This is a genomic window from Arsukibacterium tuosuense (genome assembly GCF_900215315.1).
Taxonomy (GTDB): domain Bacteria; phylum Pseudomonadota; class Gammaproteobacteria; order Enterobacterales; family Alteromonadaceae; genus Alishewanella; species Alishewanella tuosuense.
In genome coordinates, this window is sequence record NZ_OBEB01000004.1 from 230,673 (window position 1) to 250,993 (window position 20,321).

Consider the following 20,321-nt stretch of genomic DNA (forward strand, 5'->3'; position numbering starts at 1 on the left):
TGAGTAGCATAACGCATGACAGAACCGACAAAACGGCTGGCTGCCGCCTCTGAAGATGCGCTTTGGCGCATTTTTACGGTACCCGAGGCGCCGGATTCCACCCTAAGTATTATTGAACAGAATCTGTCGCAGAATCTGGCCGGCTTCCTGCGTGAGAGTATTGTCGCGCTGGAAAAACCGTTATGGCAAATTGAGCGGGATTTTCAGGCGCATCAGATCCCACTGTCGCCGCAGTTTGTCTCTGACTATGCTGAGAGCATGATGCAGAAGCTGGTAGCGCACTCAGTGCATACCGCCTCGCCCAGCTTCATCGGTCATATGACCTCAGCTTTGCCGTACTTTGTGCTGCCGTTGTCGAAAATGATGGTAGGGCTGAACCAGAACTTGGTAAAAATCGAGACTTCCAAAGCCTTTACTCCGTTGGAGCGTCAGGTATTGGGGATGATGCACCATCTGGTTTATGGTGAAAAAGATAACTTTTACAAGAAGTGGATGCACAGCGCCAATCACTCATTAGGCGCGTTTTGCTCTGGCGGTACCGTCGCGAATATTACCGCACTGTGGATTGCCCGTAACCGTCTGCTAAAGGCTGATGGTGACTTTAAAGGCATTGCCAGAGAGGGCTTATTCCGGGCCTTAAAGCACTATGGTTACGATGGCCTGGCGATAGTGGTGTCTGAGCGGGGCCATTATTCCTTGGGCAAAGCTGCCGACGTACTGGGTATTGGTCGTGACTATGTGGTGAGTGTAAAAACCGATGCTGACAATAAAGTCGATGTCGCCCAGATGCAGCAAGTGTTAACTGAGCTTGCTGCTAAAAATATTAAAGTGTTAGCGATTGTCGGCGTTGCCGGCACCACTGAAACCGGCAATATAGACCCGTTAGCTCAGCTGGCCGATTTAGCAGAGCAGTTTCAGTGTCACTTTCATGTCGATGCTGCCTGGGGTGGTGCCACCTTGCTATCTGATCAGTACCGCCATTTAATGGCCGGTATTGAACGGGCCGATTCAGTTACCATCGACGCTCACAAACAGATGTATGTGCCGATGGGCGCAGGGATGGTGGTGTTTAAGCATCCGTCATCAGCGCATGCTATTGAACATCATGCAGAATACATTCTGCGGAAAGGTTCAAAAGATTTAGGCAGTCAAACCCTGGAAGGCTCACGTCCCGGAATGGCGATGCTGGTCCATGCCTGCCTGCAGGTGATTGGCCGTGATGGCTATGAAATTCTGATTAACCGCTCGCTGGAAAAAGCCCGCTATTTTGCCACCTTAATTGAGCATAATATTGATTTTGAGCTGATTACAGCGCCCGAGCTGTGTTTACTGACCTACCGCTATGTACCGGCGCAGGTGCAAAAAGCCATGGCGGTTGCAACCAGCGAACAGCGTCAGCAGTTTAATGAACTGCTAAATGGCCTGACTAAATTTATTCAGAAGCGGCAACGGGAAGAGGGTAAGTCGTTTGTATCGCGGACCCGTTTAACCCCGGCAGCTTACGACCGGCAGGAAACTATCGTATTCCGGGTGGTACTGGCAAACCCGCTGACCACAGAACAAATTCTGCATGATGTTTTGGTTGAGCAGGATCAGATAGCCCAGCAAAATAAAGAATTTTATCCAAAGTTATTGCAGCTGGCTAAAACGCTGACCGGCTGATCGTTATGCCTGCGACATCCCGACGCCACATTGCTATAGCGCTGATTATTTCGGCGTTGACTGCTGTCGCAATTGCTATCGCCATTGTTGCGTTATGGCTGCTACATCCACGTGATAAAGCACTAACTGCCACTGAATCGTTGCCGCTATCAACTGAACAGAGAGTACCAGCCCGGGATACTGCTCCCGTTATTGCGGGTCACACCGGCAAACCGTTAGCAGAAAGCCCGACGGAGCAAGATGATAACGCTACTTTACTTGCTGATGTTTCGCCTGAGTTAACTGAGACAGCGGCAAGTCAAAAATGTCAGGCACTAGAGCAAGCATTGGCAAACCATCCAGCCAGCGAGCAGGTTAAGGGCTGGTATCATAAAGAACTGTCTGCTGATCTGCATGACAGCTACTATCAGCGGCTTAGTATGGATGAGCTGCTGCAGCAAGCACAAGCTGCGGATATCAGCGCAATGCGCATGTTAGCAGAGAAATATCTTCGTTATGCCCGGTTTCAGCGCTATGACAGGCCTGTTGAACCACCCCAAAATGCGGTGCTGGACCGTTCTGCGCTGGCGCAGGCCCGCTACTGGGCAGAACAAGCTGCGTTGCATGGATACGGCGGAGCATTCATGCTGTTAGCCGAAATGTATTTTTTAGAATTGGAAGACTTGAATCGGCAATTAACATCAGCACAGCAACAACACACGCTGGCCGATCAAATTATCGATACTGAGCTGCTAATGAGGGCGTATTTATCGTTGTCTGTTGAGGTAATGCCGCAGTTACATGATTTTCTGTATCCTGTGCGTGTTCAATTGCAGCAATCGCCTGTACCCGCCGAAAGTCGCGAGCTGTTCGATGACATTTTTCAGAACTTACTTCAGGAATGGCAACACAAGCGCGCCCTGATGGGGTTGGCGCCAGAGCTGGAGTTTTTTATACCAGCTGAAGTGGAGTCGTACATCCAGCTGGAAAATCAGCTGCACAATTGCAATAACCAGTTAACTGACTAAGTATATTGCCAGTAAGCTGAGTGCAGCCGCACTGCCATAACACAGCACTTTACTAAGCAAACCGCCGCCCAGCTTAAGATCGTGCAGGCCATGGTGAATACGGTGCGCGGCATGAAACAGCGGTAAGCAAATCACACTGCCAATAAAAGCCAGCCCGGCCAGTCCCCATAGTGCATCATGCAATAAGGCTGAAATTCGCGGATAGCTCAGATTGTCAGCACTAATGCCACCGAACGCCGGAAGCAGCGCCAACGCCAGAATGGCACCCGGTACAACCACGGCAAAACAGACGCCACCGGCGCTGAATAAGGCCCACCAGACCGGCTCGTCAGAACGTTTAGGTTGGGTAGTATTGTTCATTATAGCCAGCCCCCTAACAGTAAAACTAAACCCGTTGCCACCAGCAAGGTGGCCAGCCATTGCCCGGCAATCATTAAGCCGGGCGGTGCCAATGGCATCACTCTTGGGAACAACTCAAAAAAGGTTTTCGCATGAAACAAACTGGCGCTAAAGGCCAGCAGGTTAAGCAGCACCACCCAGGGCTGCGCCATAAAAGCCAGCCAGTGTTGCCACTGTGTTTCACCCAGACTGAGGCAATACAGGCCGTACAGCAGGCAACCAATAAAGAACAGGAGCGGCAGTACCGTGGCCTCTCGCAGCATATATATTTGGAAATAGCGATGCTGCAGCCACCAGTTGCGTGGCATAACCGGCTGATAAGAGCCGGGCTCTGGCTTGCTGCTGCCGGGCTTTTTTAAATTCATCACTATATCCTCAGGGTTTAAACATGCTGATAATAAAATCGCCGGCCGAGGCCACTTTGCCCTGATTAACTGCGGCGGCCGGATCGACTTTTTTCGGGCAGACTTCTGAGCAAAAACCGACAAAAGTGCAACCCCATACGCCATTTTTGCTATTAAGTTCAGGCATTCTGGCTGTCTTGCCGGCGTCCCGGCTGTCCAGGTTATAGCGTTGCGCCAGAGTAATAGCCGCTGGCCCCAGAAATTCTGGGTTTAAACCAAATTGTGGGCAGGCCGAGTAACATAATCCGCAGTTTATGCAGTTGGCGAACTGCTGGTATTTAGCCAGTTGTGCCGGGGTTTGCCGGTGTGGCTGGCTGCTTTGGTCATCATTAATCAGGTAAGGTTTAACCGCCGCTAAGTGTGTTAAAAACGGCTGCATATCGACGATAAGATCTTTCTCTACGTTAAAATGGGCCAGGGCGCTCACGGTCAGTTCATCAGGATAATCCCGTAAAAAGGTTTTGCAGCCCAGTTTGGGGATGCCGTTAACCATTACACCGCATGAACCACATATCGCCATCCGGCACGACCAGCGAAAGCCGAGGCTGGGGTCCTGTTGTTGCACCTGCAGCAGCGCATCGAGTACGGAGGTGCTGTTATCGCTTTCTACCTGAAACGCCTGTAATTGCGGCCGGCTATCGGTTTGTGGATTGTAGCGGGCAATATTGATGGTTTTGCTCATACGCTGCTCCCTGCTGAACCACTCCCTTTAGCACCATAGTGACGCTCAGCCGGTGGCAGGCTGGTAATGGTCACAGACTGCCAGCTAATTGCCGCTGTGCCATCAGGCTGACAGATTGCCAGGCTGTGCTTTAAAAAATCACTGTCGTTGCGTTGTGTCATGCCCTCATCCAGTCGCTGATGGGCGCCGCGTGACTCAGTGCGGGCCAGCGCACTGCGGCAAATGGTGTCGGCAACATCCAAGCCAAAGCCAAGCTCCAGATGTTGCAACAAGGCGCTGTTATAGGCTTTGCTGTTATCGGTAACTTTTAACTGCTGATAGCGGATTTTTAGTGCCTGTAGCGTGCTAAGACACGTCTGCAGGCCGGCGTTGTCACGATAAATGCCGCAGCCTTGTTCCATCGCCAGGGTGAGTTCAGTGCGAATGGCATGGACAGTGTCATCACAGCTGTCAGCAAATAAACTGCTGATATAGGTTTGCTGGTGCTGACATTGCGCTGCCACAGCACTAACTGGCGCCAGACTCATCTTCTGTACCCGCGCAGCCGCCTGCTCACCAGCCACCTTGCCGAACACCAGCAGTTCAGATAGCGAATTAGAGCCCAGCCGGTTGGCACCATGTAAGCCCACTGAGGCACATTCGCCGACGGCAAACAGACCGGAAATGCTGGTCTGGCAGTTAATGTCGGTTAAAATGCCGCCCATGGTGTAATGCACCGCCGGGCGGATTGGAATAGGGGCAGTAGCCGGGTCAATATTGACATAGGACTTTGCCAGCTCGCAGATAAAGGGTAGCCGGCTGGCTAAGTGGGCTTCGCCTAAATGACGTAAATCCAGGTAAACCACAGCATGGCCGTGATAATCGGCCGTTAAGCCACGCTGTTGTTGCTGCCAGAACGCCTGCGAGAGTTTATCGCGTGGTCCCAGCTCCATATATTTATTCTTTGGCTGGCCGGCGGGTGTTTCCGGACCCAGGCCATAGTCCTGCAAGTACCGGTAGCCGTCTTTATTCAGTAAAATACCACCTTCACCACGACAGGCCTCGGTAATTAAAATGCCACTGCCAGGCAAGCCCGTTGGGTGATATTGGACAAACTCCATATCCCGCAGTGCCACACCATGCCGATAGGCCAGCGCCATACCATCGCCGGTAACAATGCCACCATTGGTATTGTAATGAAATACCCGGCCGGCGCCACCGGTCGCCAGAATGACCGCTTTGCCCAGAATTTGTACCAGTTCGCCGGTACTGAAGCAGATAGCCAGTACGCCAGCAATTTGCTGTTCAACCACCAATAAATCAATAACAAAATATTCATCAAAACGAGTGATAGTGGGGTACTTAAGTGAAGTTTGAAACAGGGTGTGCAGGATATGAAAACCGGTTTTATCGGCGGCAAACCAGGTGCGTTCAGTCTTCATACCACCAAAACGGCGCACCTGAATACTGCCATCGGCTTTGCGACTCCACGGGCAGCCCCAGCGCTCCAGTTGCACCAGCTCCTGATAAGCGTGTTTGACAAAATATTCCACCACATCCTGTTCAGCCAGCCAGTCACTGCCGCTTACCGTATCCTGAAAATGAGCGGCCAGACTGTCTTGCTCTAAGGTTACCGCCGCTGCGCCGCCCTCGGCAGCAACGGTATGCGAGCGCATCGGGTATACTTTGGACAGCAATGCCACCTGTAAGGTCGGGCTGGTTTCCGCGGCAGCGATAGCAGCTCGTAAGCCGGCACCGCCGCCACCCACTACAATAATATCCTGTTGTAACTGTTGCATAGCTTGTCCTTGTATCAGGCAGGGCCAGCCCACAACAAGCCGGCTAGCAGCAGCAGTGGGTAGAGATGACATAGCAACACATTCATGCCCAGATAAGGCTGCAGTTGCTGCGGCTTATCGGCATTGTGAAATAGCCCGGGCAACAACTTTGCTACCAGCCCCAGGGTAAGCAGTGCCAGCAAGCACTGCCAGGGTAAAATGCCGCTGCTAACTCCTGTAAGCAGTAGCAGATAACTCAGCAATAACAGTAGGGTATAAACACTGGCACTGTGACGCCGGCCAATAACGATAGGCAAGTGGCGCCTGCCAACCTGACGGTCGGCATCGACATCAGGAAACTGATTTAATAACAATAAATTGCTGACCAGCAGGGTGATGATAAAAGCCAGCAACCAGGCGCCGGCGCTGATGCTGCCAGCGAGCACCCAGTAGCTGCCCAGGGTCATAAAAATACCAAAACCAATACCAGGTGCCAGTAAGCAAAGCAATGGCCAGCGGTTAATGTGCCTTGTATAGCCGTAAATCAGCAGCACGCCGGGAATCCCGATGAATAGTGGTTGCCAGCTAAGCTGATAGCTCAGATATAAGCCGCCGGCTATCACCAGTAGCAGGCTGACCACCGCCAACAGCAATGCAAGGTTGGCAGCTGCCGGATGCTGGATCAGGGTGCCACTGCCACCACTGAACGGCGTGCGGTTGGTCAGAAAATCCAGGCCGGATTTAAAATCGAAATATTCGTTCAGCGCATTGACACTTATATGAGCGCATAATCCGATTGCTGTAATCAGAGTGAGTAAGCCCGGCGATAGCGGATGCCCTGCCTGCCAGCTAGCGGCAGCCGCCAGGGCAATACAGACCAGGGTCAGGCTTAAAAAGTTGACACGGGCAACACCACAAAGTTGTTTTAGCAACCAGCACTCCTGTTAAACATATTTGCTACAGAGTATAGCTACCTGCCAGCTTATGGCTTGATCTGCGACATTTTTTCCGCATTTATGTTGTAAACTAATGATGAATTGCTATTGTCGGAGCAGTGCAGCCATAGTCTGGCTTAACCAAATTTAAGGAAAACTTATGCGTGTCATTTTATTAATAGTATCGATGCTGCTGCTGACAGGCTGCCAGAGCGCCTACTACTCGACAATGGAGAAGGTGGGGGTGCACAAAAGGGACATTCTGGCAGACCGGGTAGATAAAGCCCAGGATGCCCAGCAAGATGCCCAGAAGCAATTTAAGTCAGCATTGGAACAATTCAGTACTCTGATAAAATTTGATGGCGGCGATTTGCAAAAACAGTACGAGCAAACCGATGAACAATACCAGGATTGCAGCGAGGCCGCCGCATTAGTGTCAGAGCGGATAAACAGCATTGAAGATGTAGCAGAAGCATTATTTGATGAGTGGCAGGACGAGTTGGACATGTACACCAACGCCAAACTGAAACAGGAAAGCACGGCCAAACTGAGATCAACCCAACGCCAGTATAAGCAACTGCTTAATACTATGCGCCAGGCAGAAAGCTCTATGGCACCCGTGCTGGATAGTCTGCGGGACAATAGCTTGTATTTAAAGCATAATTTGAATGCTCAGGCGATTGGTGCCTTGCGTGATGAATTCGCGGGTATTGAGCGCGATATTACCCTGCTTATTCGCAATATGAATAAAGCCATTAGTGAATCGCAGCAATTTATTGCTACCCTTAAACAATAAAGTGGTGGGCGCTCAGGCGCTGCTAAGACGTTTAACGTTTAATTAAAACAGGAGAGTGCTATGTCGGGTCAGGGATCGGGTGGCAACGTAATCGCCGCACTTTGTAATATTTTTGTGCCGGGTTTAGGTCAGCTGGTGCAGGGGCGTATTCTGGCAGCGCTGGTGTTTTTTGTTATTTGTGTAGTGGGTTATGCCCTTTGGTGGCTTATTATTCCGGCTATTATTGCGGCTATAGCGCATTTGTGGGCCATTATTGATGCGGCCAAATTCCGCGCCAGGTTGTAGCAACCGGCGTCTCAATATTGTAAAGCGGGTAAACCCTCCAGCCGCGAGTCCAGCCAACCAGAAGAGCGCAATATGACCACGCCGCAAAGCATAATTATTTTAATATTACTGGTGACTATTGGCATGTTCCTCTGGGGCCGCTGGCGCCATGACATGGTGGCGCTGGGTGCGATGCTGGCCTGTGTTTTTACCGGCTTAATTGAAGCGGAAACCGCATTTAATGGTTTTGGTCATCCCGCCGTCATTACCGTGGCCTGCGTGCTGGTGTTAAGCCGGGCTTTACAAAGCTCCGGCGCGGTAGATGTGTTAACCCGCTTAGTACTGCCGGCCAAAGCCGGGCCTACACTCAGTATTGCGGCATTAACAGTGTTAGCGGCGTTATTATCTGGTTTTATGAATAATGTCGGTGCGCTGGCGTTATTAATGCCTGTGGCAATACAACTGGCGCACAGGCTAAAACTGGCGCCTGGCCAGGTGTTAATGCCGTTGGCCTTTGCTTCTATTCTTGGCGGTACCATGACCCTAATTGGGACGCCACCTAACCTGATTATTTCCGGGATCCGCCGCTCGGAGGGGCTGGAAAGCTTTAAGATGTTTGACTTCACCGCAGTAGGTGCTGCTATTACCGCAGTGGGCCTGATATTTATTATTTTGCTGGGCTGGCGACTTGTTCCTAAAAGAAAGCAAGCGGGAACTGAAGGCTTTGAAACCGGTGCATACATTACCGAAGTGCGGATCCCGGATGGTAGCAAGGCTGATGGTATGAAGCTGCGGGAGGTTGAAGCGGTGCTGGATAACGCCGACGCTCAGGTGGTCGGGTTGGTCCGGAATGATGTGCGGGTAACGGCACCCAGCTCTGGCCGGTATTTACGGGCGCTGGATGTGCTGATTATCGAAGCTGAAGCCGATGCGCTGACCAAGGTATTGTCTGATCTGGGATTAGAGCTGGCGCATGCCAAAAAGAAAAGTGACGCCAAAGAAGAAAGTGATAGCACAGCAGAAAATAACGCTAAGGCAGAGGAAGAAGCCGCTAAAGATAGTAGGCAAACAGCAAAAATCGATGAGAATGCTGCCAGAAGTCTCAGCCGGGATGCCGCGGTAGCTGATTCGAAAGCAGAGCTGGTTAGTGCAAATGCAACCGGGGACAGCAAAGAGGCAGACAGCGATGACGAGTCGGGCAAGCCAGCTGAAAAGCCAGCTGAAAAAGAGCGTAAATCAGATGAAATAGTGCTGGCTGAACTGGCCGTGTTGCCGTCATCCAGCCTGGTTAACCGGTCTGCCGCCGATATGTTACTTCGCACCCGTTACAGCATTAATTTACTGGCTGTGTCACGTCATGGCCGGCGGTCGATGGCAAGGCTGCGCTCAATGCGGTTAAGGGCAGGCGATCTGCTGCTGATGCAGGGGGCGCCTGACGTACTGCAGGATTTTGCCAATAACACCGGTTGTGTGCCGCTGGCAGAGCGCGAGCTGCGGATCCCGAATAAACGTAATGCCATTATGTCTACAGTGATTATGCTGCTGGCAGTCGCGCTGGCTGCCCTGGGAATTTTACCGGCGGCCGTGTCGTTTGCTGCTGGGGTACTGGCGACTATGGCTTTCCGTACCCTGCCGTGGCGTCTGGTGTATGAATCCGTTGACTGGCCAGTCGTGGTGTTGCTCGCCTCCTTGTTGCCGGTGGCAGGAGCGATGCAAAGCACTGGCGCTGCCAGTCTGATTGCCAGCGTGTTACTCGATACTCTGGCCCAGGGCAATGCCGTAATTGGCCTGGCAGTGATCCTGATCACTACCCTGATCCTGACTGATTTAATGAATAATGCTGCCACAGCTGCAGTAATGGCGCCTATTGCCCTTGGCGCGGCGAATCAGCTGGGCGTCAACCCTGATACCTTTTTAATGGCCGTCGCCGTCGGTGCATCTTGTGCTTTTCTGACGCCTATTGGTCATCAGAATAATACCCTTATCCTGGGACCTGGCGGTTTCAGGTTTGGCGACTACTGGCGGATGGGCTTGCCACTGGATGTACTGGTGGTACTGGTAGGCTTGCCGATGCTGTTACTGGTGTGGCCGCTATGACGTTGGAAATCGCTCTGGTGTTACTGCTGTTAATGGCAGCCCTGGTGTTGTTTATTACCGAATGGCTGCGGATGGACGTAGTAGCCCTGCTGGTATTGTGTACCCTGGCATTATTTGGGCTGGTGTCTCCTGCTGAGGCAGTAAGTGGCTTCAGTAACCCGGCGGTAATTACGGTTTGGGCCATGTTTATTATGAGTGAGGGTTTAACCCGGGCCGGTATTGCCGATAGCATAGGCCGGCGGGTTATCCGCTTGTCGGGCAACAGTGAAACCCAGATGATCATCGTTATTATGCTGGTTGCCGGTTTGTTGTCGGCCTTTATGAGTAATATTGGCGTTGTGGCCTTATTGCTGCCTGTTACCGTCGAAGCGGCCAGACGCTGTGGTATTCCACCGGCCAAAGTACTGATGCCAATGGCTTTTGGTGCCATGCTGGGTGGCTTGCTTACCTTAATTGGTACGCCACCGAATTTGCTGGTCAGTATTGCGCTGGAGAAGAATAATCAGCAAGGCTTTCATTTATTCGATTTTGCGCTGATTGGCTTACCGGTATTGTTGGCGGGCACCTTATTTGTTGCTTTTATTGGCCGGCATTTTTTGCCCAATACTGATCCCGGCCGCGCCGGGTTAGCTGGTAGCCGCAATTTGAGTGATCAATATGGCTTACAGGAGCGGATATTTGCTCTGCGTTTACCTAAGCCCTCATTACTGGCCGGTCGTACTCTGGAAGAGTCAGGGCTGATTAACACCGTCGGCCTGATGGTGATAGCACTGACCCGGGGCAAGGAAACCTTTACCTTGCCATCGCGCCATACAGTATTGAAAGCCGGTGATATTGTGCTGGCTCAGGGTAAGTTTAACCGCTTTGAACGGCTACGTAGCTGGAACTCACTCACTATCGAGCGCGAAGCGCCAATGCTGCACGAAAAGTTGCTGGCAGCCAGTGGCCTGGCAGAGCTGGAAGTTGCCGCCGATGGCCCGTTGGCGGACGAAATATTAGAGCATCACCGCTTCCGGGAAAATTATCAGCTAAATGTGCTGGCAGTGAAACGGCCGGGCCAGACCTTGCGCACCCGGCTGGCCGATTTATCGCTGGCGGGGGGCGATAAAATTCTGGTGCAGGGCAGCCGGGCTGCGCTGGAGGCGATGCAAAAGCAGGAAGCATTCAGTGCCGTACAGCTACTCAGCGCAGATGACGTTAAACGGCAATATAAACTGGAAGAGCGGCTGTTTGTATTAGGTTTGCCGGCAGACAGTCCGCTGGTAGACAGCACCTTTGCTGACAACCGGCTGGGGGATGCCTTTGATTTTCGCTTACTGGGTTTATTCCGTCACGGCGAAATTATTCAGCAGTTTCACTCTGACGACAAACTGGAAGCCGGCGACTTACTGTTAATTCAGGGCCGGGAAGAAGATCTGGATATCCTGCGTGGTTTTAAAGAGCTGGAGCGGCTGGACGATATGTCGCCTTACCTCGACTTGCTGGCTAAAGGTAAGCTGGAACTGGTAGAAGCGACGTTACACCCCCGCAGTAAATACATCGGCCAGAGTGTCAACGCTCTGCAACTGGATAAGCGCTACAAGGTGGAAGTAGCAGCCATCTGGCGCGAAGGCCGTTCATATCGCACAGCACTTGGCAGCATGCTGCTGCAGCCGGGCGACGCTTTGCTGATTGTCGGCCCGCGTTCCCGCCTGGCCCAGCTGACCAATAGTGAACACTTAATTGTAATGAATCCGGTGCAGGTGAAACCGGTCAATGCCAGTAAAGCGCCGCTGGCCGCTGGTTTAATGGGCCTGATGGTGCTGTTAACTGTGACCGGCGTACTGCCGATTTACCTGGCGGCAATTCTGGCTGCTACCTTAATGGTAGCGAGTCGCTGCCTGAGTATGGAGCAGGCCTACGCCGCCATCGACTGGCGTTCTATCTTTCTGATTGCTGGCATGTTGCCGCTGGGGCTGGCCATGCAACATTCCGGTGCTGCGGCCTGGCTGGCAAATGGCGTGCAAGCCGGGTTGGGTCAATACGGCCCCCTTGCCGTTATGGCGGGGTTATTTCTGGTTACTGCGCTTGGTACCCTGGTAATACCAACAGTAGCGCTGGTGCTGATAATGGCACCTATTGGTTTAATGTTAAGTAGTGCGCTTGGGGTCAGTGGCCAAAGCGCGATGATGGTGGTCGCTGTTGCCGCCACCAGCCTGGCCAGCCCGGTATCCCATGCTGCCAATACGCTGGTCATGGGCCCGGGCGGCTATCGCTTTGTCGATTACTTAAAAGTCGGCGGACCGCTAAGCTTATTATTATTTGTGATTACCATGCTGCTGCTGCCAGTATTCTGGCCGCTTACCGGGGGTTAGTGCCAGCACCTTACAACATGCTTTTTAGCACATCGTCTTTTCGAATAAAATGATGGTACAGGGCGGCGCCAATATGCAGTGCTATCAGGCTAATCAGCGCAACGGCCATCCAGCCATGTAATTCTCGAAACAGTGCGTAATAATGAATATCAACCTGCAGCGCAGCCGGTAAGCGGAACCAGCCAAAAATATCGATCGGCCGGCCAGCATAATACTGCATCAGGTAGCCGGACAGTGGCATCGCAAATAATAGGAAGTACAGCATCCAGTGTGACGCTCTGGCCACTGTTTTTTGCCAGTGGGGCAATTCATGCGGTAACGCGGGCAGCTTATGCCGCAGACGGTTTATCAGCCTTGCCATTACCAGTAAAATAGCCACAACCCCAAATGCTTTATGGATGTTTAACAGAGTTAACTGCCAGGGCTGCAGTGAAGTTACCATCAGTAGGCCTGCGGCCACCATAGATAACACTAACGCTGCCATCCCCCAGTGAAACAAACGCATAGACAGTGAAAAGCGATCTGAGTTACTCATTATTGCTGCCCTCTAACGCACCTTGTAATTGTTCTTTTGCCCGGCGCCGGTATGACTCTGCATAGGCTGCAGAGCGGGCTCGTAAAATCGGATCCCGGGTTGCGGCAATGCCGCTGGGTAACACCAGTGGGTCGAAGTTAATGGCATGGCAGTCACCTTCCAGCTGAGGGGTTGTGCCGGTAACAACCAGCTGGCCTGCCGTTATTTGCTGGCGGCTATCAGGCCATGCTTTGGTTGGATTCGTTTCATCATCGGCGGCATCTGCCAGGGTAAACACCCAGTCAAACACCACCTTTCCGGCTGCTACTCTGGCGGCTATTTCCTGCTGTAGCGCATCGGCTTCATCTGACGCATTGGCCGCAACAGCAACCGTGGGCTGCATCGCCCAGCGCACCGCTTGTTGCTTGCCGTCAGCGTTGATTAAATAAAACGCATTAATGCTGTGATAGGTTTCAGCAGCAAAACTGCCGGATGGCTGATACTGAGCTGCCCAGGCCCGGAACTCATCACTTTCAGGATGGTCAGCAAAAAATTGTTTTATTGCTGCCGGGCCAGCCTGAATAGCCTGTATTTGCTGGTAAAAAGTGTGTGGATCGGCCACTGCCATTACCGGTGGCGTATTCATGGCTAAGCGCCATTGCTCGGTGCGGCTGCTGGCAAAACTCAGCGCCATACTGCGAACCGGCGCTTTCAGATCGGGTGCAGTCGGGTTATTACCGGCAATAGATAACCGGCCAATAAAAGCTGTGCTGCCGGCTTTAAAAAGGCTGGCTTGCGAATAGTCTGCCAACTGACCGTTGGCCTGAAACTCACCGCTGATGCAGATACCCTTAGCATGGGCGCGCCGAAAGCCTGGAAAAGCGCTGTCGCCCTGTTGCAAATTGACAAACTGCTGCGCTGAGACCTTGGGTGGGGCGTCGGCACCAAAGCTAACTGCGGGGGCCAGCAATAGCGCCAGATATAATGCTCTCATATTAAAATACTCATTGCCTGATTTATCCTTTACTAAAATTATATGCGTTTTAGCTGCATACGGTTCAAAGACCGGGAAATTGATTAATATCTTTCAGTATTGTCGACAAACATGCTGCTAGAAACATCGTAACGATGGGCAAGCTTACTTCAGACTAAGTGGTTATTAAGATTTTTAGTATTCTTAAACGCGGCTACCATAAACCCAGCTGTGCCTGCTGCTCGCCTGGCCATGGCGCCAACACCGAGTGCGGCTGCTGTAAATCGGCTGCAAACTGGCGGCACAGCTGGGGGGCCAGGGTGTTATCCGGTGTGTGGAAGAAACAGTAAGGGCTTTTCCCCTCACGCAGCCAGCTATTAATTTTCGCCAGCCAGGGGGTATAGAATTGCCGGTTGAGCTCCATATCATCGGTGCCGATAAAGCGCAGCATCGGCCGGTCACTCAGACAAATAGCATGCACCGGTAAGCGCGGCTTCTTCGCCTGCGCATCCAATAGCGCCGGGCTGCTGGCTGCCACTGAAAACAACGCTCTGCTGTCCAGCACCACCCGTTCGGCGCCGTATTGCTGCAACAGACGGTTTAAGGTCAGCTCGTGCTCTGCTTTATCAAAAAACGCCGGATGGCGTACCTCTACTGCCAATGGTATTTTGCTACTTAATAGCTCAAGCACAGAGGTTAATTGCCCCAGCAACGCCGGGCCCGCTGTTGCTGGCAACTGCAAGTGGATTAAACCAATAAAAGGGTGGGCCGGGGCAAAGTGCTGCCACCATGCTAACAGGGCGTTGTGGTCGAGCTCCGTTAACTGATGGCTAAAGCGACGGGGTACTTTAAATACAAAGCGGAAATGCTCTGGTAACTGGGTGGTCCAGCGGACTAACTGGCTTTCTGACGGGTCAGCATAAAAGCTGGTATTGCCTTCCACGCTATTAAAGTACTGGCTGTAGCCCGCCAGAAACTCATTGTTGCTCAGATTGTCGGCGAATAAGCTGCCTTTCCAGCGGCCGTTAGCCCACATCGGACAACCAACATACAGCAAAGGGTTACAGTTCCAGGTTATCAATCAGCCGGGTGGTGCCCAGTTTGGCTGCGGCCAGAACGACTTTTTGCTCGGTGGCATCAATTGCCAGCGCCAGACTGTGCTGATTGCTGATATTAACGTAATCCGGCACAAAACCTGCTGCACTGAGCTCTGCTTTCGCCTGCTGCTCCAGCGCCCGGTAATCATGCTTACCTGCAGCGATGGCTGCTTTAACCTGTTGCAATATCTGATACAGCGCCGGGGCTTTGGCCCGCTCTGCCGGCGTTAAATAGCCGTTGCGGGAGCTCAGTGCCAGGCCATCGCTTGCGCGCTCAGTAGCCACGCCAATAACTTCAATCGGCAAGGATAAATCGATCACCATCTGGCGGATAATCGCCAGTTGCTGAAAATCTTTTTTACCGAAACAGGCAATATCGGGCTGCACCAGATTAAACAGCTTGCAAACGATAGTCGACACACCACGAAAATGGCCAGGGCGGTTAGCGCCGCAGTGCAAGTCGCCCAGTTGCGGCACTTCAACAAAAGTTTGGACCTCGAGCCCGCGCGGGTACATCAGTTGCGGGGTTGGGGTAAAAATCGCATCAGCAGCGTGTTGGGTTAAACCGGCAACATCAGCATCCAGGGTACGCGGATAATTAGCCAAATCTTCATTCTGGCCAAACTGCATTGGGTTGACGAAGATGCTGACAATTACTCTGTCAGCATGGCTTTTCGCGACTTCCACTAACTGCAAATGACCCTGATGGAGGTTACCCATGGTAGGTACAAAGGCGATTTTATCACCGGCGCGACGCCAGCTGGCAATCTGCGCCCGCAGCTCTTCAATAGTGCTAAGAATAATCATTTAGTTAAAACTATGCTCTTCGCCCGGGAATACCTGGCTTTTTACTTCATTGACATAGGCGGCAATGGCACTTCTGATCTCGCCGGTTTGTGCCAGATAGTTTTTCGAGAATTTTGGAATGTAGCCGCTGCTGATGCCCAGTAAATCGTGCATAACCAGGACCTGGCCGTCGGTAACGTTGCCCGCACCAATACCAATAACCGGAATGCTCAGTGCGTCGGTAATTCTTTTAGCCAGTGGCGTTGGAATACATTCCAGCACCAGCAACTGGGCGCCGGCATCCTGCAGTGCTTTAGCCTGAGCCAGCATAGCATCAGCCGCAGCATCGGTTTTACCCTGTACTTTGTAGCCACCAAAAATATGCACCGATTGCGGTGTTAGCCCGAGATGACCGCAAACCGGTACGCCGCGTTCGGTCAGCGCTTTAATAGTAGGCAGTAAAAAATCACCACCTTCCAGTTTCACCATGTTGGCGCCGGCCTGCATTAATGGCGTCACGCTCTGCATCGCCTGCTCGGGCGTGGCGTAGCTCATAAAGGGCAAGTCGGCAATCACGAAGGCGTCAGGCGCACCGGCCCGCACGCTTTTAGTATGGTAAGCAATATCGGCGATGGTAACCGGCAGCGTGTCGCTATGGCCCTGCAGCACCATGCCCAGCGAGTCGCCAATTAACAACACATCGACGCCTTGCTCGGCAAACAATTTGGCGAAGCTGGCGTCATACGCTGTCAGCATGCTGATTTTATCAGCCTGCTGCTTCATTTTTTGCAGTACCGCTGTGGTGATCTTAGCCATAGGTTCTCATCCGACCATTAATTCCGGGTGCGCAAGATCGCACAAAGTTCCGCCAGCTGCAAGTTACCAGCTGCACGTTTCGCCAAGTTTCTGCAGGCCATTTAACGGCACTTTGCTCAGCAATGCCTGTAGCGGTGTGCCACAAGGCAGAGTTAACTGTGGCGCAATTTCGGCCAGCGGATACAGCACAAACTCGCGCTGAGCCAAACCGTAATGTGGCACCGTTAAACGCTCTGAGGCAATAGTGTGGCTGGCATACAGCAAAATATCCAGATCTAACGACCGTGGCCCCCAGCGCTCGGCTTTACGCTGCCGACCTTGTTGCTGCTCAATTTGCTGCAAGGCATCCAGCAGTGCCAGTGGAGTAAGCCCAGTGCTGATTTTGGCCACAGCATTCACGTAGTCGGGCTGGTCCTGCGGGCCCATTGGTTTGGAACCATACAGGCTTGATACTGCTACCAGCTTGCTTTGCGGCAGCTGGCGTAGCGCCGCTACCGCGTTTTGTATCTGCGCGACCGGGTTGGCTAAATTAGCACCTAAACCCAGAAAAACATCCTGCTCAGCAGGCTGTTTGAGTTGCTGCTCAGGCATCGGGTGTGCTGCTGCGCTTACGCTTGTAGTTGTTACGACGACGCTTTGGTCTGTCATGCGCTTCGCGGCCCAGGCTGTTTATCAGTTCCAGTTTTTCTGCATCATCCGCAAACTGAAATTGCTGCCACCAGCTGGCCAGTTCAGTCAGGCTGCCGCCTTCGGCTTCGGCGCGTAATTGCAGAAAGTCAAAGGCGCCGCGGAATTTGGTTTGCTCAAGCATTTTAAACGCCCGGCGTCCGCCGCGTTTGGTTAGCCGGTACTGCAGCGCCCAGATATCGCGCATGGTTAAGCTAAAGCGTTTGGGAATAGCGATAGTGCGCTGAATATCATCCAGCACTTCGGTCATCGCAATGTTCAGCGCGTCTATTTCATTTAAGCCGCTTTCAATCAACAGGGTCTGGCTGCGCAGCTCTACCGGGTACCACAGCATAGCGGCAAAAATAAAGGCCGGGGTGACCGGTTTATCAACCGCAACCCGTTGATCGGTATCCTGCAGGGCTCGGGTCACCAGAGTAAAGGCTTTACCTTCCGGTTCCTGTTTTATTATTTTCTCCAGCTGCGGCATTAACTGTTTTAATATTCGGGTATCGCGCAGCAACATAAAATTGTCGAACGCCTTACCGGCCAGCAGCATTTTTACCAGCTCATCAAATAAGCGTGGTGCCGGAATGTTTTTTAACAGCACGGCTAATTGACTGATAGGCGTTAAGGCGTCAGGTGCAATCTCCATATTGAGCTTGGTAGCAAAGCGGATTGCTCTTAGCATCCGTACCGGATCTTCCCGGTAACGCACTTCGGGGTCGCCAATCAGCTCAATCCGCCGCGCCGCAATGTCGCGCATCCCGTTGGCAAAATCGTAGATAGCGAAGTCTTTTACCGAGTAGTACAGCGCATTTATAGTGAAATCGCGCCGTTCGGCGTCTTCTTCAATACTGCCATAGACGTTGTCACGCAAAATCTGGCCATGGTCGCTTAAACTGGCGGTTTTTAGCTTGGGGGCGGTGTTTTCTTCATCATCAGCGCCGCTGTGATGACCACGAAAGGTAGCGACTTCAATTATTTCCCGGCCAAACACCACATGGGCCAGCCGAAAACGGCGGCCAATCAGGCGACAGTTACGAAATACCTGTTTAACCTGTTCCGGGTGGGCATTGGTTACGACATCAAAGTCTTTTGGTTTTAAGCCCAGTAATAAATCGCGAATACAGCCACCTACCAGATAGGCTTCAAAGCCGGCGTCTTTTAACCGATACAGTACTTTTAAGGCACTGGGGCTGATATCGCGCCGCGATACACTGTGCTCACCCCGGGTAATAACCTGCATGGGAGGTAATATTGAGCTTGCTGACGCCTGGGCAATAGGGGCTGCGGCTGCAAGCGATTTGGCAGCAACAGGCTGTTGTTGGTTGTCGCCCTGAGGCTTACCGCTTAACGTTCTGCGGCAGAAATCTAACACGCGCGAAATTATGATATCTCTCCTGAGCACTTGCCTGTTTGACTAGTGGCATTGGCATCTGACTTAAAAAAACGGCTAATAATACCGCAGCACACAACAAAAAAGAATTAATCTGGCTAAAATCAGCCAAAATCGGGGGTTATTACTTCCCGTGCCGCCGGAATATTAGCAGGACGCCAGTTGGCAAGGGCGTAAATTAGCTGTTCCGGGGCCGGGGCTTGTTGTAACTCATCCGGCAATACCAACCCCAATATTGCCAGCGCCCTGGCCAGGGTATAACTGACAGGCCAGTTACTTAAAGCGCTGGCATGGTTTTGTTTACTCAGTTTTTGGCCGGGTGCAGTAACCGCTAACGGCAAATGGCCATAAAGCGGTGGTTCGGCCCCAAGTAACTGAAACAAGTGCTGTTGCCGTGGGGTCATACTGAGTAAGTCGGCACCGCGGATCACTTCCGTAACACCCTGATCCCAATCGTCCACTACCACTGCCAACTGATATGAGAACAAGCCATCCCGGCGCAGCAAAATGTAATCTTCCTGCGCCAGCGCCGGCTCGATCTGCTGCGGGCCGAGCAAAGTATCGATAAAATGACAGGCGACGCCAGCTGCATGCAAGCGCCAGCTCAACGGTGTCGGATTATTTTTTTGCTGATGCAGGTTCAGGGTTGCACAGGTGCCCTGATACAGCCCGCCACCGCCATTAACTTGCTTGCGGCTGCACTGACAGCCATACACCAGGCCTTGTTGCTGCAGCTGGTTAAATATTTCGCGGTAGCGCTCAGTACGCTGGCTTTGATAGATAACCTGCTCATCCCACAGCAGGCCATACTGCTCCAGCGCAAACATAATGCTGCTGTCTGCACCCGGGCTGACTCTTGGCGTGTCGATATCTTCTATGCGCAGCAGCCATTTGCCGCCTTGCTGTTTGTTGTACAGATAACTGCCGACAGCAGCCAGCAATGAGCCAAAATGCAGTGGTCCGGAGGGAGAGGGGGCAAATCTGCCAACAGCGATGGCTGTTGGCTTACTTTTGCTATCTAACATTGCCACAGTGGCTGCAATTAGCCGCCTAACTGCTTTTCTTTTATTTCTGCCAGCGTTTTACAGTCGATACACTGGTCAGCTGTTGGTCGCGCTTCCAGGCGCTTTATACCAATTTCAATCCCACAGGTATCACAAAAACCGAAATCGTCGTTTTCGATTTTTTGTAAGGTTTTTTCAATTTTCTTTAATAGCTTCCGCTCACGATCCCGGGCGCGCAATTCCAGGCTGAACTCTTCTTCCTGAGCGGCACGGTCTACCGGATCAGGGAAATTGGCTGCTTCATCGGCCATATGGGTCTTGGTGCGGTCAACTTCTTCGCGCAGTTGTTGGCGCCAGGCGTCAAGAATTTTGCGAAAATGCTCGAGCTGCTTCGGGTTCATATACTCTTCCCCGACCGCTTCCTGATAAGGTGTAACCCCGGCCAGTGCCAGTAACCCTAATGTCTTAACATTCTTGCCTTCTGGCATGATCATCTCCTGTACAATACTGCCAAGCAAAAAAAAGTGGCGGCTATAGATAGCAGAATATTGCCACTACCGCAATCACTAATAAAAAAGCCGGCGAAGTATACAGATTGTGGCTGTAGCCGTCACCTGTTTTAACCCCGTCAGCCTTAATGGCTAAAATGTGGCATAGTTTTGCCGCTGATAACCACGCCAATAGTGCATTGCAACGCCATTTTAACGCT

20 protein-coding genes are annotated in these 20,321 nt (G+C 52.1%); 6 read left to right on the forward strand and 14 right to left on the reverse strand.

The window, feature by feature from the left end:
- Window positions 1–15 precede the first annotated feature (15 nt).
- Together panP and CRO03_RS09970 are read left to right on the forward strand one after the other, a co-directional pair.
- Window positions 16–1,662, forward strand: coding sequence for a pyridoxal-dependent aspartate 1-decarboxylase PanP (gene panP, locus CRO03_RS09965; RefSeq protein ID WP_097111480.1), 1,647 nt, complete (start codon window positions 16–18; stop codon window positions 1,660–1,662).
- 5 nt (window positions 1,663–1,667) lie between these two features.
- Window positions 1,668–2,669, forward strand: coding sequence for a hypothetical protein (locus CRO03_RS09970; RefSeq protein WP_097111481.1), 1,002 nt, complete (start codon window positions 1,668–1,670; stop codon window positions 2,667–2,669).
- Here the strand turns inward: CRO03_RS09970 and frdD are convergent.
- Genes frdD through CRO03_RS09995 form a run of 5 tightly spaced genes read right to left on the reverse strand, consistent with a single transcriptional unit; the run spans window position 2,658 to window position 6,843 of the window.
- On the reverse strand, window positions 2,658–3,029 hold the full coding sequence (gene frdD, locus CRO03_RS09975) for a fumarate reductase subunit FrdD (protein WP_097111482.1): 372 nt from the start codon (window positions 3,027–3,029) through the stop codon (window positions 2,658–2,660). The genes CRO03_RS09970 and frdD overlap by 12 nt on opposite strands.
- A complete protein-coding gene (locus CRO03_RS09980) occupies window positions 3,029–3,433 on the reverse strand; it encodes a fumarate reductase subunit C (RefSeq protein ID WP_097111483.1) in 405 nt (134 codons plus the stop codon). The genes frdD and CRO03_RS09980 overlap by 1 nt, the downstream gene beginning before the upstream one ends.
- A gap of 10 nt (window positions 3,434–3,443) precedes the next feature.
- Complete coding sequence (locus tag CRO03_RS09985; protein WP_097111484.1) at window positions 3,444–4,154, reverse strand: succinate dehydrogenase/fumarate reductase iron-sulfur subunit; 711 nt, start codon at window positions 4,152–4,154, stop codon at window positions 3,444–3,446.
- The gene (frdA, locus tag CRO03_RS09990) at window positions 4,151–5,932 is read right to left on the reverse strand and encodes a fumarate reductase (quinol) flavoprotein subunit (protein ID WP_097111485.1); all 1,782 of its coding nucleotides are present in this window, start codon (window positions 5,930–5,932) and stop codon (window positions 4,151–4,153) included. The genes CRO03_RS09985 and frdA overlap by 4 nt, the downstream gene beginning before the upstream one ends.
- Before the next feature lie 14 nt (window positions 5,933–5,946).
- On the reverse strand, window positions 5,947–6,843 hold the full coding sequence (locus CRO03_RS09995) for a prenyltransferase (protein WP_097111486.1): 897 nt from the start codon (window positions 6,841–6,843) through the stop codon (window positions 5,947–5,949).
- 163 nt (window positions 6,844–7,006) lie between these two features.
- On the opposite strand from CRO03_RS09995, the gene CRO03_RS10000 reads away from it, so the two are divergent.
- The 4 genes from CRO03_RS10000 to CRO03_RS10015 all read left to right on the forward strand — a co-directional run bounded on the left by CRO03_RS10000 (window position 7,007) and on the right by CRO03_RS10015 (window position 12,357).
- Window positions 7,007–7,642: a DUF2959 domain-containing protein gene (locus tag CRO03_RS10000; protein ID WP_097111487.1), complete on the forward strand. Its 636-nt coding sequence runs from the start codon at window positions 7,007–7,009 to the stop codon at window positions 7,640–7,642.
- Between the two features lie 60 nt (window positions 7,643–7,702).
- Window positions 7,703–7,927, forward strand: coding sequence for a hypothetical protein (locus CRO03_RS10005; RefSeq protein ID WP_097111488.1), 225 nt, complete (start codon window positions 7,703–7,705; stop codon window positions 7,925–7,927).
- Window positions 7,928–7,999: 72 nt separating this feature from the next.
- Window positions 8,000–10,003: an SLC13 family permease gene (locus CRO03_RS10010; RefSeq protein WP_097111489.1), complete on the forward strand. Its 2,004-nt coding sequence runs from the start codon at window positions 8,000–8,002 to the stop codon at window positions 10,001–10,003.
- Window positions 10,000–12,357, forward strand: a complete 2,358-nt coding sequence (locus CRO03_RS10015) for an SLC13 family permease (protein WP_097111490.1) — start codon at window positions 10,000–10,002, stop codon at window positions 12,355–12,357. Before CRO03_RS10010 ends, CRO03_RS10015 begins: the two co-directional genes overlap by 4 nt.
- 10 nt (window positions 12,358–12,367) lie before the next feature.
- On the opposite strand, the gene CRO03_RS10020 is transcribed toward CRO03_RS10015, so the two are convergent.
- The 9 genes from CRO03_RS10020 to dksA all read right to left on the reverse strand — a co-directional run bounded on the left by CRO03_RS10020 (window position 12,368) and on the right by dksA (window position 20,100).
- A complete protein-coding gene (locus CRO03_RS10020; protein WP_097111491.1) occupies window positions 12,368–12,892 on the reverse strand; it encodes a cytochrome b in 525 nt (174 codons plus the stop codon).
- Window positions 12,885–13,865, reverse strand: a complete 981-nt coding sequence (locus tag CRO03_RS10025) for a catalase family peroxidase (RefSeq protein ID WP_097111492.1) — start codon at window positions 13,863–13,865, stop codon at window positions 12,885–12,887. The genes CRO03_RS10020 and CRO03_RS10025 overlap by 8 nt, the downstream gene beginning before the upstream one ends.
- Before the next feature lie 193 nt (window positions 13,866–14,058).
- Window positions 14,059–14,880, reverse strand: a complete 822-nt coding sequence (locus tag CRO03_RS10030) for a DUF72 domain-containing protein (protein WP_212682402.1) — start codon at window positions 14,878–14,880, stop codon at window positions 14,059–14,061.
- Window positions 14,881–14,905: 25 nt separating this feature from the next.
- Complete coding sequence (gene panC, locus CRO03_RS10035) at window positions 14,906–15,748, reverse strand: pantoate--beta-alanine ligase (RefSeq protein WP_097111494.1); 843 nt, start codon at window positions 15,746–15,748, stop codon at window positions 14,906–14,908.
- Window positions 15,749–16,543: a 3-methyl-2-oxobutanoate hydroxymethyltransferase gene (panB, locus tag CRO03_RS10040; RefSeq protein WP_097111495.1), complete on the reverse strand. Its 795-nt coding sequence runs from the start codon at window positions 16,541–16,543 to the stop codon at window positions 15,749–15,751.
- Window positions 16,544–16,606: 63 nt separating this feature from the next.
- Window positions 16,607–17,134 carry a 2-amino-4-hydroxy-6-hydroxymethyldihydropteridine diphosphokinase gene (gene folK, locus CRO03_RS10045; protein WP_097111496.1) on the reverse strand — a complete coding sequence of 176 codons (528 nt, stop codon included), beginning with the start codon at window positions 17,132–17,134 and terminating at the stop codon, window positions 16,607–16,609.
- A complete protein-coding gene (pcnB, locus tag CRO03_RS10050) occupies window positions 17,127–18,590 on the reverse strand; it encodes a polynucleotide adenylyltransferase PcnB (protein WP_245861585.1) in 1,464 nt (487 codons plus the stop codon). Before pcnB ends, folK begins: the two co-directional genes overlap by 8 nt.
- A gap of 122 nt (window positions 18,591–18,712) precedes the next feature.
- The gene (gene gluQRS, locus CRO03_RS10055) at window positions 18,713–19,633 is read right to left on the reverse strand and encodes a tRNA glutamyl-Q(34) synthetase GluQRS (protein WP_097111497.1); all 921 of its coding nucleotides are present in this window, start codon (window positions 19,631–19,633) and stop codon (window positions 18,713–18,715) included.
- Between the two features lie 17 nt (window positions 19,634–19,650).
- The gene (gene dksA / locus CRO03_RS10060; protein WP_019675979.1) at window positions 19,651–20,100 is read right to left on the reverse strand and encodes an RNA polymerase-binding protein DksA; all 450 of its coding nucleotides are present in this window, start codon (window positions 20,098–20,100) and stop codon (window positions 19,651–19,653) included.
- Window positions 20,101–20,321 lie beyond the last annotated feature (221 nt).

What these genes read in the sequence shown, in the direction of transcription:
- CRO03_RS10025 (WP_097111492.1), bottom strand. Translation starts at nt 13,865, where the DNA reads ATGAGAGCATTATATCTGGCGCTATTGCTGGCCCCCGCAGTTAGCTTT.
- panP (WP_097111480.1), top strand. Translation starts at nt 16, where the DNA reads ATGACAGAACCGACAAAACGGCTGGCTGCCGCCTCTGAAGATGCGCTT.
- frdA (WP_097111485.1), bottom strand. Translation starts at nt 5,932, where the DNA reads ATGCAACAGTTACAACAGGATATTATTGTAGTGGGTGGCGGCGGTGCC.
- folK (WP_097111496.1), bottom strand. Translation starts at nt 17,134, where the DNA reads ATGCCTGAGCAGCAACTCAAACAGCCTGCTGAGCAGGATGTTTTTCTG.
- CRO03_RS09970 (WP_097111481.1), top strand. Translation starts at nt 1,668, where the DNA reads ATGCCTGCGACATCCCGACGCCACATTGCTATAGCGCTGATTATTTCG.
- CRO03_RS10005 (WP_097111488.1), top strand. Translation starts at nt 7,703, where the DNA reads ATGTCGGGTCAGGGATCGGGTGGCAACGTAATCGCCGCACTTTGTAAT.
- panB (WP_097111495.1), bottom strand. Translation starts at nt 16,543, where the DNA reads ATGGCTAAGATCACCACAGCGGTACTGCAAAAAATGAAGCAGCAGGCT.
- frdD (WP_097111482.1), bottom strand. Translation starts at nt 3,029, where the DNA reads ATGAACAATACTACCCAACCTAAACGTTCTGACGAGCCGGTCTGGTGG.
- CRO03_RS10030 (WP_212682402.1), bottom strand. Translation starts at nt 14,880, where the DNA reads ATGTGGGCTAACGGCCGCTGGAAAGGCAGCTTATTCGCCGACAATCTG.
- dksA (WP_019675979.1), bottom strand. Translation starts at nt 20,100, where the DNA reads ATGCCAGAAGGCAAGAATGTTAAGACATTAGGGTTACTGGCACTGGCC.
- panC (WP_097111494.1), bottom strand. Translation starts at nt 15,748, where the DNA reads ATGATTATTCTTAGCACTATTGAAGAGCTGCGGGCGCAGATTGCCAGC.
- CRO03_RS10015 (WP_097111490.1), top strand. Translation starts at nt 10,000, where the DNA reads ATGACGTTGGAAATCGCTCTGGTGTTACTGCTGTTAATGGCAGCCCTG.
- CRO03_RS09985 (WP_097111484.1), bottom strand. Translation starts at nt 4,154, where the DNA reads ATGAGCAAAACCATCAATATTGCCCGCTACAATCCACAAACCGATAGC.
- CRO03_RS10000 (WP_097111487.1), top strand. Translation starts at nt 7,007, where the DNA reads ATGCGTGTCATTTTATTAATAGTATCGATGCTGCTGCTGACAGGCTGC.
- gluQRS (WP_097111497.1), bottom strand. Translation starts at nt 19,633, where the DNA reads ATGTTAGATAGCAAAAGTAAGCCAACAGCCATCGCTGTTGGCAGATTT.
- CRO03_RS10010 (WP_097111489.1), top strand. Translation starts at nt 8,000, where the DNA reads ATGACCACGCCGCAAAGCATAATTATTTTAATATTACTGGTGACTATT.
- CRO03_RS09980 (WP_097111483.1), bottom strand. Translation starts at nt 3,433, where the DNA reads ATGAATTTAAAAAAGCCCGGCAGCAGCAAGCCAGAGCCCGGCTCTTAT.
- CRO03_RS10020 (WP_097111491.1), bottom strand. Translation starts at nt 12,892, where the DNA reads ATGAGTAACTCAGATCGCTTTTCACTGTCTATGCGTTTGTTTCACTGG.